This window comes from Tenacibaculum sp. M341, assembly GCF_004337695.1.
In the GTDB taxonomy this organism is placed as follows: Bacteria; Bacteroidota; Bacteroidia; order Flavobacteriales; family Flavobacteriaceae; genus Polaribacter.
On the sequence record NZ_SJXJ01000005.1, the window covers coordinates 114600 to 126882 of the forward strand.

General features: G+C 29.7%; 12 protein-coding genes. 2 read left to right on the forward strand and 10 right to left on the reverse strand.

The annotated features are described in order from the left end of the window. Nucleotides 1-14 precede the first annotated feature (14 nt). The 9 genes from pdhA to EYW44_RS07050 form a co-directional block, all read right to left on the reverse strand. Nucleotides 15-1004: a pyruvate dehydrogenase (acetyl-transferring) E1 component subunit alpha gene (pdhA, locus tag EYW44_RS07010; protein WP_132722956.1), complete on the reverse strand. Its 990-nt coding sequence runs from the start codon at nt 1002-1004 to the stop codon at nt 15-17. 113 nt (nt 1005-1117) lie between these two features. Next, nucleotides 1118-1786: a hypothetical protein gene (locus tag EYW44_RS07015; RefSeq protein ID WP_132722957.1), complete on the reverse strand. Its 669-nt coding sequence runs from the start codon at nt 1784-1786 to the stop codon at nt 1118-1120. Nucleotides 1787-1851: 65 nt separating this feature from the next. Next, nucleotides 1852-2520, reverse strand: coding sequence for a M15 family metallopeptidase (locus EYW44_RS07020; protein ID WP_132722958.1), 669 nt, complete (start codon nt 2518-2520; stop codon nt 1852-1854). Nucleotides 2521-2577: 57 nt separating this feature from the next. Further along, nucleotides 2578-3333, reverse strand: coding sequence for an NYN domain-containing protein (locus EYW44_RS07025; RefSeq protein ID WP_132722959.1), 756 nt, complete (start codon nt 3331-3333; stop codon nt 2578-2580). A 182-nt stretch (nt 3334-3515) separates the two neighbouring features. Then, nucleotides 3516-5804: a T9SS type A sorting domain-containing protein gene (locus tag EYW44_RS07030; protein ID WP_132722960.1), complete on the reverse strand. Its 2289-nt coding sequence runs from the start codon at nt 5802-5804 to the stop codon at nt 3516-3518. 166 nt (nt 5805-5970) lie between these two features. Then, entirely contained in the window at nt 5971-6501 is a 531-nt protein-coding gene (locus EYW44_RS07035; RefSeq protein WP_132722961.1) for a nuclear transport factor 2 family protein, read from the reverse strand. Nucleotides 6502-6521: 20 nt separating this feature from the next. Further along, nucleotides 6522-8513: a PspC domain-containing protein gene (locus EYW44_RS07040; protein ID WP_132722962.1), complete on the reverse strand. Its 1992-nt coding sequence runs from the start codon at nt 8511-8513 to the stop codon at nt 6522-6524. After that, on the reverse strand, nt 8506-8850 hold the full coding sequence (locus tag EYW44_RS07045) for a PadR family transcriptional regulator (RefSeq protein WP_132722963.1): 345 nt from the start codon (nt 8848-8850) through the stop codon (nt 8506-8508). Before EYW44_RS07045 ends, EYW44_RS07040 begins: the two co-directional genes overlap by 8 nt. 12 nt (nt 8851-8862) lie before the next feature. Continuing rightward, nucleotides 8863-9297: a DUF4870 domain-containing protein gene (locus EYW44_RS07050; protein WP_132722964.1), complete on the reverse strand. Its 435-nt coding sequence runs from the start codon at nt 9295-9297 to the stop codon at nt 8863-8865. Nucleotides 9298-9461: 164 nt separating this feature from the next. Here EYW44_RS07050 and EYW44_RS07055 point away from each other — a divergent pair, with 164 nt between their 5' ends. Together EYW44_RS07055 and EYW44_RS07060 are read left to right on the forward strand one after the other, a co-directional pair. Next, nucleotides 9462-9917: a DUF4442 domain-containing protein gene (locus EYW44_RS07055; protein WP_132722965.1), complete on the forward strand. Its 456-nt coding sequence runs from the start codon at nt 9462-9464 to the stop codon at nt 9915-9917. Between the two features lie 42 nt (nt 9918-9959). Further along, a complete protein-coding gene (locus EYW44_RS07060) occupies nt 9960-10769 on the forward strand; it encodes a TIGR00266 family protein (RefSeq protein ID WP_132722966.1) in 810 nt (269 codons plus the stop codon). 58 nt (nt 10770-10827) lie between these two features. On the opposite strand, the gene EYW44_RS07065 is transcribed toward EYW44_RS07060, so the two are convergent. Further along, complete coding sequence (locus EYW44_RS07065) at nt 10828-12264, reverse strand: TlpA family protein disulfide reductase (RefSeq protein ID WP_132722967.1); 1437 nt, start codon at nt 12262-12264, stop codon at nt 10828-10830. Between the last annotated feature and the right edge of the window lie 19 nt (nt 12265-12283).

Genomic DNA, 12283 nt, shown 5'->3' on the forward strand with positions numbered 1-12283 from the left:
AGTTTGTGATTAAATTATTTTATAAAAGGGTAATCTTCTTGTTCGTAAACAACATCGTGTAAAATACTAGTATCTGGGAATGGAGATTCTTCTGCAAACTTCTCACATTCTTTAACCATTGCTTTCACTTCTTTGTTGATAGCATCGATTTCATCATCAGTAGCATATTCTTTTTCTTTGATGATATCAAGAACTTGTGTAATAGGATCTAATTTACGATACTCTTCTACTTCGTCTTTTGTACGATAGTGTTGAGCATCAGACATAGAGTGACCTCTATAACGGTATGTTTTTATTTGTAAAAAGGTAGGTCCATCACCTTTACGAGCTCTTTGAATTGCTTCATCTATAGCTTCAGCTACCTTTACAGGATCCATTCCATTTACTGGTCCACAAGGCATCTCATATCCTAAACCTAATTTCCAAATATCATTATGATTAGCTGTTCTTTCAACTGAAGTTCCCATTGCATAACCGTTATCTTCACAAATAAAAACAACAGGTAATTTCCAGTTCATTGCCATGTTAAAAGTTTCATGAAGTGAACCTTGTCTTGCAGCACCATCTCCAAAGTAACATAATGTTACACCATCTCTATCATGGTATTTATCACCAAAAGCAAGACCAGCACCTAAAGGAATTTGACCACCAACGATACCATGACCTCCGTAAAAACGGAATTCTTTTGAAAAAATATGCATTGACCCTCCTAAACCTTGCGAAGTTCCGGTTGCTTTACCATATAACTCAGCCATTACTCTCTTTGGATCAACTCCCATACCTATAGGTTGTACGTGGTTACGATAAGCTGTAATCATCTTATCTTTAGTTAAATCCATAGCATGTAAAGAACCAGCCAAAACAGCTTCTTGACCGTTATATAAATGCAAAAAACCTCTAACTTTTTGTTGTATATAAACCGCAGCAAGTTTGTCTTCAAACTTTCTCCAAAAAAGCATATCCTTATACCAATTGATGTAGGTTTCCTTCGTTATTTTTTTCATTTTAAATTGTTGTTTGTTTCTAGTTGCTTATATAAAATGCAAGAACAAAAATAACGGTTTTTTGTAGAATAAAAAATGCGTTTTTAATGATTTAGCTTAAACGTTTTCGGAGATTACTTGTTCTTAGCTACAATAAGAGTAGCTTTTGCTCCAGTTGCTAAATTCCATTCATTAGAAGAAATTAACATTCCAGCATCGTTATATACTTTAAAAGCAGCAGTGTTAGGTCCTGAACTTCCTTGATTTAGAGCAACGATTTTTATTTTATTAATGCCTACTTCAAGAGGAATGTTAAAAGATTGATAATTTTGTTTAAGAGTAAGATTATGTACTACTGGAATGTCATTTACATATATACTAACACGATCTCCATCAGGATATTGATAATCTCTACAAACAATATTAACACTTTTAGATTCTGTACGAATACTACCTAAATCCTGATCAATAACAGGTAAGCTGTACATACCATTAATTCGTTTGAAGTTTTTTAAGTAACGTTCTTCAGCTATTTTTGCTTGCGTTAAAATACCTTTGTTTTTTAAGTTTTCCTCTTCTTGTTTTTTTCTTCTTTTCTTTTGTAATTCTTTATTGGCAGTTTTAAATCCGTTATCATTACCAAAATCTAAAGATTTAGGTTTTGAAACTTCTCTAGCTGGTGCTTCAATGGTTCCAATTGAAGATCCTTTAGTTTTTCCGCCATTAGCTCCATCAAATTGAGCTATTGCATTGAAAGAATTCAAGAAAAATAGAAAAGAAAAAAGTTGTAAAAGGTGTTTCATCATACTCGTAATTATCACAAAGATAGTGCCGTTTCTCACTTTTAGTCTATAAGAAATGTTAATTCTTACTTTACAGGAAAGTTAAAGTATGTTTTAGGAAACGGTTCGTTGCGTAATGTAAAGTGCCACCATTCATATGAATAGGGTTTGAATCCGTTTGCAATCATTATATTTTTTAACAGCATTCGGTTTTGCCTTTGCTTTTTGGTGATTTTTGGAGAATTGGTATGAGAAATATTTCCGAAGAAATCATAAGGACCTCCCATGTCTAGTTCTTTACCAGTTTTTTTATCAATAATAGTAAGGTCTACAGAGCTACCTCTTGAGTGCCCAGATTTGGTAGCTATAAAACCTAGTTTAAAAAGATTACGTTTATTAAGTTCTGGATAAAATTGTTGTTTTGTGAGTGTATCATTTGGAACTCTAGCCCATCTTACAAAATGATTTACGGCACGTTGAGGTCTGTATGCATCAAATACTTTTAAACTAAGATCTTTTTTTAATAGTTCATCTTGAACTTTTTTTAAGGCTTTAGCTGTTCTTGTAGAGGTTATTAAGACAGGGCTTTCGTAACCATCTACAGATACTCCTGTAAAATTATTAGTGTAACAATAGCGTAATTCTTTTTGAATTGTTGGTGCTATGTCTTTTACATAAGAAAACCCTTCAGGTAATTCTTGGCTACTAATAAGTAAAAAACTAAAAATACAAGAAATTGTAAGTATCCATTTCATGTAGGTAAAAATAGCAAATAGTTTATTTATAGATAGTGTTTTTACAACTTTATCGTATTACCTCTTTCTTTTTCTTGTTGTACGTTTTTCTTTATTTTTTACAAATATTAATTTATGTCTGTTTTTATTGTTTTCTCTTTGTTCAATATCGAAATATCCAGTAGATTTTATTAATAATGTTAGTTTGCCAAAACCATAGTTTCTGGAATCGAAATTTGGTTGTTTCTTTTGTAATAAACTTCCAACATCACCAAGATATGCCCAACCATCTTCATCAGAAAGGTCATTGATAGTGGTAGAAATTAACTTTATTTCTTTTTTAGTGATTTTATCAACAGTTTCATTAGCGTCTTTATTTTCTGTTTTTTCTTCTGAAGAATTTTTTAAAATTTCAATGTAAACAAACTTATCACAAGCAACAATAAAAGGATTTGGAGTTTTCTTTTCTCCAATACCAATGACTAATTTTCCAGCTTCTCTAAGTCTTGTAGCTAGTTTGGTGAAATCACTATCACTAGAAACAAGACAAAATCCATCTACTTTTCCACTGTAAAGAATGTCCATGGCATCAATAATCATGGCAGAATCTGTTGCATTTTTACCCGAAGTATATGCATATTGTTGAATAGGAGTGATGGCGTTTTCTAATAAAAGCTTTTTCCATTTTGCTAAATCAGGCTTGGTCCAGTCACCGTAAATTCTTTTAATGGTCGGATTTCCATATTTGGCAATTTCTTCCATCATTTCTTTAATATTTGCAGAAGGAATATTATCGGCGTCTATTAAAACGGCTATGTTTAAATTTGTATTCATCGTTTACTAAATTAGAGGAAATGAATATGATATTCAAAAAAAATCAAAATAAAAAGCCAAAGCTGTTAGCAGCTTTGGCCAAGTAAACCAAGTATTAGTTTAAGAGTTAGCTCACTAAAAAACTAATGTTGTACAGGAATGTGATTGAAAATTTGATTTTTAGATATTTTTTATAAGAATAATTACATCTTAATAATCTTTACATTCTTCTTTTCTGTTTTAAGAATATATATTCCTTTTGACAGGTTAAGCATGTTAATTTCTTTACTGTTTCCTTGTTTTAAAAACTTTCCTGATAAGCTGTAAAGTCTCCAATTAGTATGCCATGGTAAATTCAAAATTTCTTTCGTTGGATTAGGGTAAAAAAGATTACTTTTTTTGAAAATATCTTCAGAGCTAAGTGTTTGATCAATATCTTGAACTTCAATTCGGAAATTGTCGTACAATATGTTATGATGTTTAGTATTATAATTTTTTTTAATGCCAATTTTTCCTGCTTTAAATTTTTTTATAGCATTAGGGTTAGAGTCAGTGTATTTGTAATTTGTGTTAATTGTAAAATTGATACCAGTTTCAGATTGAGTGATTTTTATAGTATAATCATTTACTCCTTTATGAGGTAGACTGATTGCTTCATTTTTAAAAATGAGGTCTTCTTTACCATTCATGATTCTCCATAATTCCCCTTTTTCACTTCCAATATCAAGAAAATAATAGTTTTCGAGATCAATAAATAACATTACGGGACCGCCACCGTTTTTTTGAAATTTATTGAAAGCGTCGAAATTTAATTTATAGTTTTTCCAATTTTTACCTTGATCTGTTACAGTTATGTATTGACTGTTATTTATTGGAGGTGTTAAGGTGTTTGTTTTTAGATCTTTGTAAAATGATACAGTGTATTTATTTCCGATTAGTTTAGACCACGAAATTCCTTGAGTTTCATAATCATATAGCCAAGGATCCAAATCTAAATCACCATCGGTAAAATCATCAATAAATATAAGTTTAGCTTCATCTCCTTTTTCAGGATGGTTTGTTTCAGGATCAGGTGTTTGGTTAGGGAGCTCTATTACACCTATATCTGGTCTAATATCTCTAATTATATTATATAAATCATACTCTGTTTTGGTATTGTTAATGACGGCTGATCCTTTGTTAAGAATAGAATTATTTGAAACAGGTATACCATCAAACTTTTCAGGACTTATAAATTTAAAATTTTCATCTAGAATGGAAAACCTTTTTAAAGGTCTATTTTGAGTGTTAGTTAAGAATAAATTATGATCATAATATTTAAAGCCATTAGACTTACCAACATCATGAAAAATATTATTATAAACATAAACATCTTCACATTGTTCTGAAAGCCTGAATACATAACTGTCAAGAAAAAATTCTCTATATGGAGATTTGTATATTCTACCTTCAGGAAAGTACATCATAGCGTTATTCCTAAAAATAATATCATTTGTTTTGTCTGCAGAATTAAAAACATTAATGTTTTTTTTAGTCGGACCAAAAATGTTATTTTCAAAAAGAAATTTTTCGTTAAATATCCCTTCATTTACACAAGAAAGTATGTTGTTAAATTGAACTAATTGAGACTCTACATCATAAACAACATTTCCTCTAAATGTTATATCGTAGTTAGGAATTATATTTTCACATGGACCACCTTTTATAAATATATGAATTGCATCACAATGTTTACTCCAAGAAGCTTCTTGATCGGTTACTCCATCATCTAAACCATGTATAAGATTTCCTTCTACAAGAGTTTTTCGACAACTTATAATTCTGATACCATCGTGTGTAATATCATGAATATGATTGTTTTTTATAATTGAGTTTTCAGCTGTAATTGAAATAGCATTAGCAGTTCTTGTAATTTCATTATTTTCAAGAGTAATAAATTTTCCTCTTTCAATTTTACAAGCGTCTTTACTGATGTTTTCCTCGTTACCAATCCAAGGTCCAATTCTTTCAATTATTGAATTACTAATTGTTATATTATTGCAAGCATTGATATTTACACCATCTTTGAAATGAACATTGGAAAAGATAGTGTGATTTGCATGGAGTAAAATAACAGTATTTTTAATAGTAATGTTTTCAAAGCGTAAGAATTTTGAATGTTTTTTTGTTAAATCCCAATGTCCAAATTTTAAAAAATTTATAATTGATGCCTTATTGTTAGCACCTTTAATAGTGATCCAGTCAGAATAAGGTTTTACTTTGTTTAAATCATCCCAACCTTCGTATTCTCCTTCTGCGAGTATTACTACGTCTCCTCCTACAATTTTATCTGATATAAATGAAAGTGTTTTGTACGGTGAATTTTCAGATCCGTCTCCAGAACTGTCATTACCATTAACAGCATCTAAGTAATAAGTACTTGCGGATAAATGTAAATTGATGAAGTAAAAAAGAGCTATTAACGTATTTTTGACTATGTGTTTAAAAGACATTTTATTTGTGTTTTATGTTTGATTGACAATATTCTATAAAAAAAAATATTTGTCCCCCCCCTGAATTCAGTGAAATTAAGTTAGGTACAAATAAAAAAAGCCAAAGCTGTTAGCAGCTTTGGCCAAGTAAACCAAGTATTAGTTTAAGAGTTAGCTCACTAAAAAACTAATTTTGTACAGGAATATGATTGAAACTCAGTACACGTTTCAACTTCCATTTATTATCTTTTAAAATCCATAGATGAGTGAATAAAGCACTACCTGTTGGAGTTTCATTGTTGTCTTTTCTGATTAAAAAGTAATGTTTTCCAGATTGAATAGCTCCGTATAGTTTGTTGTTCTTTTTTAAAGGAAAAACAGTTAGGCTTTTTTCATCTAGCTTGCGAATAATTTTTTCTTCTTTATTACTGCATATATTATTTTTAACTGAGTTTAAAAAAGCTTCCCTTCCTTCTTCACCGGCTACATCATGATAAAATTCAAAATCGTCATTAATTAATGGTGGAAGTTTTTCTAACTCGCATAAATTGAAAGTACGTTCAAATAGAATACTATCTTTTGCTTTTAGTGTTTTATATAACTCAGAGTTTTTTGCTACTTGTGCTGAAGAAAAAAGAGAGGTAAATAAAGACCATAGTAAAAGTGCTAGTTTTACAAAAAAGTTACCTTTAAAAAAGAAGTCGAATAGTTGTTTCATAGTTGATTATTTTTGCAGTTTTATTTACTCCCCCAAATTTTAAAGGCTAAATTTTCATCTTCTGTGTTATAAAGTCTTCTAAATCCAACAGGAATTCCATCTAAAGTGCCGTTTGTAATTTTAATTTCACCGTTGTACCCGTCGTTACAATCTATATTTAAATGAATTTTATTAATGCTTTTATTTTTATTGAATTTAGAGCTAACAATTTCGATATCTATGTTTTGTTTATTTTTAAACCAACGAATTAATTTTTCTAGTTCGTTTTTTGTAGTGTTTTTGTCGATGTGAAATTCAGCTTTAAAATCGTTAATAGTACTATCGAATAAAAATGTAATGTCCTTGTCGTTATCTGTTTCGTTATCATCGTAAGAACTTTCATTATTGGAATTATCTGAATCGTTATTGTTTTTACAGTCGATGCATTTAAATCCTTTTGATGTCATTTCAAAATTATGATTTGCCATTTTTGATTCATATATATCGTCAATATTATTTATACGATATAAAAAGTATTTAGAAGAGTTTTCAAAAAATACAGGTGTTCCTTCTGGAATGTTAATTGTAATGTAAACTTCTTCATCTTTCCATATGTTTTTAACATTACTTAAAAAATAAGCATCAAAGACAAGTTTGTTTTCAACTTGCTTGAAGTTGTATCTTATTTTCTCAGCATTTTTGTTAGCAATGTTTCTTTTTCTCCCTTCAGATTCTTTTCTTATTTCTATATAAGCTTCATCAGAATCGCTTTTTTTAATACTAATTTTTACATTGTTTGAATATTTAGCTTCGCTATCGTCTACATACACTTCTTCAGCGTTATCTCTTCTTTCTAAATTATGTAAATAAAAGATGTTATCATTATTTTGAACAGCTATCTTTAAAGGAGTTCCTTTATTTATAGAAATGTTTTCTTTGCTTACATTAACTCCATTAAGTGCTTTTGAGGTTGCAAATTCAATACCCGCAAAAGAGATAAAGAAGATAGATACTAACCATACACCAAACAATGATAGTGAGGTAGCTGTACTTAATTTTTTAATGTTAGGAGATAAAATTCGTAATCCTAAAATTAATAAAGCTAAAAAAGGAATCCCAATAGCTAAAAACACAAAAAGAGATAGTAACCAATTAGGTAATAATGAGTCGTAAAAAAATGGAGGATACTCAATAAAGCCTTCATCAAACCCTAATATTTCTATACTTCCCATAGAAAATAGGGCTATTACAAAAGATATAAGTACAATTCCTGCAACAAAGATCAGTAGTGCTCCTATGAATTTACCAAAAACTTTAAATAAAGTGGCTAGTATTTTGCCTAAAGTATCTAAAAAATCTTGTAATCCAGATTTTGTCTGATTCTTTAATTTATCATAATCAGCACTAGAAATCTTGTCTGTTAGCTCATTTGCTCCATTTTTTAGCTTCGTTGAGACGAATTCAATCTCGTCACGAATTTTTTTTTCTATGCTGTCAATGTTAACAGGTTCACCTTGCATCTGTAATTTTTCAGAGGTTGTTTTGGCTTCAGGTAGTAAAACCCATAATAAAATGTATACTAAAGGAGAGAAACCACTTGCAACTAAAACAATAAAAGCTAAACGTACCCAAATTGTATCTATATTAGAGTAATAGGCTAAACCAGAAGCAACACCTCCTAAAAACTTATCGTTTGTATCTCTGAAAAGTTTTTTACTTGCAGTTTTTCTTCTTTTGTAAGTATAGTCATCACTATAGCTCTCTTCAGCTTCAGAATAATCTTCTGGCTGTCCCATGATAGCAATAATTTCATCAATATCACCTTCATTAACAACTTGTCTAGCATCTGTAATTCTTTCAGATAGCAACTCGCTAATTCTAGCTTCTATATCTGAAATAATTTCATTTTTACCTTGAGGATCATCGCTTAAAGAACGCGAAATGGCATCTAAATAGCGTTTTAATTTTTGATAGGCGTTTTCATCTATATGAAAGAAGAATCCCCCTAAATTTATGTTGATAGTCTTATTCATCTGACGTTGATTTTGTACTTGTTACTTGATTTACTGCGTTTACTAAATTATTCCATGTTTTATCTAATTCTTTTAAAAACATGTTTCCGTTTTCTGTTAAAACGTAATACTTTCTTGGTGGTCCAGAAGTTGATTCTTCCCATCTGTACGATAATAAACCTGCGTTTTTAAGTCGTGTTAACAATGGGTAAATTGTACCTTCAACCACAATCATTTCTGCACTTTTCAATGCTTTTAAAATTTCAGAAGTATATGCATCTCCTTTTTGTAAAATAGAAAGGATGCAATACTCTAAAACTCCTTTTCGCATTTGTGCTTTTGTGTTTTCTATCTTCATTAAAAAGTGGTGTTATTTTATAAATTTTATAATGAAAGGATATTTGTAATATTCTCCATTATTAGCTTTCATTGCTGCTATAATTATTAAGGCTATTTTAATAATTGATATAATACCAACTATTGAAAAAATGCCAAAAAAGTCAAAACCTATGCCATTAAAAGTAAAATGGTGATCATAGTTGTAAGGATCTATTCTATCTAAAAAATTGAAAAAATTTCTTAGAAAAAAAGTAAAGAAAGAAGCACTTAAAATAAAAATGTATAGAGAAAAACTAATATTAAAATTTACAGCTTCTTTACCATGTTGGTCTAAAAATGTGCTTTTATCTTTTTGTGTTTGCCATAATATTAGAGGTGTAATAATACTTCCAAAAGGAAATAAATAACCTGCAAAAGAGGATATGTGCATTAAAAAAGCATTTGTGTTTTCTTTATTTTCTTTCATAATTATAATGTATATAATACTGTACATTGCAAATATATGGTTAAAAAAAGGTATTATGCAATGCATAGTACTAAAATTTAACAAATTTTAACATTTTTAAAAGCTTATTACATAGAAAATTGTGTTCAAAAAAGCTTTACATTGCAGTTAAATAATTAATGTATATGAAGTTTACACCCTCAAAAGTCAATTTGTTCTTATTGTTTAAACTACCATCTGCTTTTATTACTGGTGTAAGGGTAGTGTTGTTAGATGAGGAGAAGTCAGTGATAAAAGTAAAACATAGATGGATGAATCAAAATCCTTTTAAATCGATGTTTTGGGCAGTGCAAGGTATGGCGGCAGAGTTTGCTACAGGAATTTTAATGGTAAGAGAAATACAAAATTCAGGAAAGAAAATTTCTATGTTGGTTACAAATATGGATGCTACTTTTACTAAAAAAGCAACAGGTATAATACGCTTTGAGTGTAATCAAGCCGGTTTGATAAGAGAAACAATTCAAAAAGCTATTGATACTAAAGAAGGGCAAACGGTTGTATTAACTTCAGAAGGATTTAATGAGGAAGGAATTTCTGTTTCAAAGTTTAATTTTGAATGGAGCGTAAAAGTTAAATCGTAACGAAATCATTAAAACTTAGTCTAATCAAAAAAAATACAATTTATGTTTTACCAAAAAGAAGCACACGAAATAGATTACCGTATTTACGGTGAAGAAATGCAATATGTAGAAATCGAATTAGATCCAGAGGAAGGAGTAGTAGCGGAGAGTGGTAGTTTTATGATGATGGATTCAGATATTCAAATGAATACAATTTTAGGAGATGGATCAAACCAAGAAAAAGGTATCCTTGGAAAGATTTTTTCTGCAGGAAAGCGAATTCTAACTGGAGAGAATTTATTTATGACAGTTTTTACAAATATTGGTCATGGTAAAAAGCAAGTTTCTTTTGCATCTCCGTATCCAGGTAAAATTATACCAATTGATTTAACAGAGTTTGGAGGTAAGTTTATTTGTCAGAAAGATGCTTTTTTATGCGCAGCTAAAGGTGTGTCTATTGGTATTGAGTTTTCGAGGAAATTAGGTAGAGGTATTTTTGGAGGAGAAGGTTTTATTATGCAAAAGATGGAAGGTGACGGTTTAGGTTTTATTCATGCAGGTGGAACAATGGCTAAAAAAGTATTGCAACCAGGTGAGGTTTTACGAGTAGATACTGGTTGTATTGTTGGTTTTACAAAAGATGTAGATTATGATATTGAATTTGTTGGCGGGATTAAGAATACAATTTTTGGAGGAGAAGGATTATTTTTTGCTTCTTTAAGAGGACCGGGAACTGTTTTTATTCAATCATTACCATTTAGCAGGTTGGCAGGTAGAGTACTGTCAATGGCTCCAAGAAGCGGAGGAAGTAGAGGTGAAGGTAGTATTTTAGGTGGTATTGGAGATTTGTTAGATGGAGATAATAGTTTTTAAGATAGATAACAAAATAAAAAAAGCTAGAATTTTACAAATTCTAGCTTTTTTTATTTTGTTAAATACTGTTTTCAGTATCGTCAATTAAATCTTCAATTAACGTAATTAATTTATCGCCATCACTAGGTCTAGGAGCATTTGGACTAACAATATTACCATCAGGATCTATTAAAATAAATCTAGGTAATGCTTTTACCAAATAATCTTTAGTGAATTGAAATTCGTCTTGAGTTTTTCCAGAGAAAAGCTGAATACCTCCCATTTCTCTGTCTACAATTGTTTTCTTCCATTTATTTTTGTCAGAAGCTTTGTCAACACTAATACTAACAAATTCTATGTTTTTGTCGTGAAATTGTTGTTCGAATCTTTTTAATAAAGGAATCTCTCTTTTACAAAAACTACACCAAGTAGCCCAAATATCAATGTATACGTACTTTCCTTTTCCAGTTATGTCTGTTAAAGAAGTTTTACTACCATCATAATTTTCAATATTTTCAAAAATAGGGGAAGGTTGTCCTTTCGCAGTTAGTTTTAATTTATCGTATAAGAGATCTATTTTTTTGTTATTAGCTTCGTTTGTAGAGAAACTTTTATAACTATTATAAAATTCATTTAAATCGTCTACAATACTTATGTATCTATACGAGAAATCAAATAATAAATGGTTTTTAATAATTGGATTATTAAATTCTGAATTAACCGTTTTTAAATAAGCTAACTCAAAGTCAAAAGGAGCATCATTAGGTCTGTTTGCGTTAATGGTATCGTCAATGTGTTTTTTGATAATATCTCTGTAAGATTTAGAAAATAAATAATCTTGACTAGCATTTAAATCGATGCTTTCATACACGTCTTTTGGAAAATTATCAGAAACAACAAAGTTGTCATCTCCAAATAAAATTCTATGAGCAGGTTGATAGTTTTTAATACCTAGAGCGAATTCATAATGAATGTTGTTTTTTTCCTTAGTTAAGTAATCTGTTGGTAAATTAGAGGTTTCAGCTAAATCGATTAATTCAGATTTGAATTTATCCATTTTAGATAAGAATTGATCTTCTTTAAGCTTAAATAACTTTCTTACATCACCTAATAAAAGTTTCGATTTTTTTTCTCGCTCAATTAAGAAGTTGTTAATATTAGCATTGCTACCTGTAAAAACAGGATCAACAGTTTTTCTTTTGGCATTGACAACTATATTTATATTCTCGTTTAAGTTTTTTAAAGAATCTAAATATATTTTAACTTTTCTTTTGCCAATTTCGATGGTGTAATGTCCAGGGTCTAACTTGCGTAAAGTGTCTTTAAATGTTTTCTTTTTTCTATTAAAGCGAATTTCTTTTTCAAAGCCATAGTCATTGGTGATTTTGATTTTGCTTTTTCTAAAGTTTGTGATTTTACCAGAAAGAATTAAAAATCGATCTTCTTTAATTTGTTTTTTACCACCACAAGAAGTGATTAATAATAATAGTAAAACAATGGGGAATAGTTTTTTCATGAACTTGTTTTTAGGATTT

Excerpts from the sequence above, each read along its gene's own strand:
- pdhA (WP_132722956.1), bottom strand. The coding sequence starts at position 1,004 with ATGAAAAAAATAACGAAGGAAACCTACATCAATTGGTATAAGGATATG.
- EYW44_RS07050 (WP_132722964.1), bottom strand. The coding sequence starts at position 9,297 with ATGAAAGAAAATAAAGAAAACACAAATGCTTTTTTAATGCACATATCC.
- EYW44_RS07040 (WP_132722962.1), bottom strand. The coding sequence starts at position 8,513 with ATGAATAAGACTATCAACATAAATTTAGGGGGATTCTTCTTTCATATA.
- EYW44_RS07015 (WP_132722957.1), bottom strand. The coding sequence starts at position 1,786 with ATGAAACACCTTTTACAACTTTTTTCTTTTCTATTTTTCTTGAATTCT.
- EYW44_RS07035 (WP_132722961.1), bottom strand. The coding sequence starts at position 6,501 with ATGAAACAACTATTCGACTTCTTTTTTAAAGGTAACTTTTTTGTAAAA.
- EYW44_RS07065 (WP_132722967.1), bottom strand. The coding sequence starts at position 12,264 with ATGAAAAAACTATTCCCCATTGTTTTACTATTATTATTAATCACTTCT.
- EYW44_RS07045 (WP_132722963.1), bottom strand. The coding sequence starts at position 8,850 with ATGAAGATAGAAAACACAAAAGCACAAATGCGAAAAGGAGTTTTAGAG.
- EYW44_RS07020 (WP_132722958.1), bottom strand. The coding sequence starts at position 2,520 with ATGAAATGGATACTTACAATTTCTTGTATTTTTAGTTTTTTACTTATT.
- EYW44_RS07055 (WP_132722965.1), top strand. The coding sequence starts at position 9,462 with ATGAAGTTTACACCCTCAAAAGTCAATTTGTTCTTATTGTTTAAACTA.
- EYW44_RS07030 (WP_132722960.1), bottom strand. The coding sequence starts at position 5,804 with ATGTCTTTTAAACACATAGTCAAAAATACGTTAATAGCTCTTTTTTAC.
- EYW44_RS07025 (WP_132722959.1), bottom strand. The coding sequence starts at position 3,333 with ATGAATACAAATTTAAACATAGCCGTTTTAATAGACGCCGATAATATT.
- EYW44_RS07060 (WP_132722966.1), top strand. The coding sequence starts at position 9,960 with ATGTTTTACCAAAAAGAAGCACACGAAATAGATTACCGTATTTACGGT.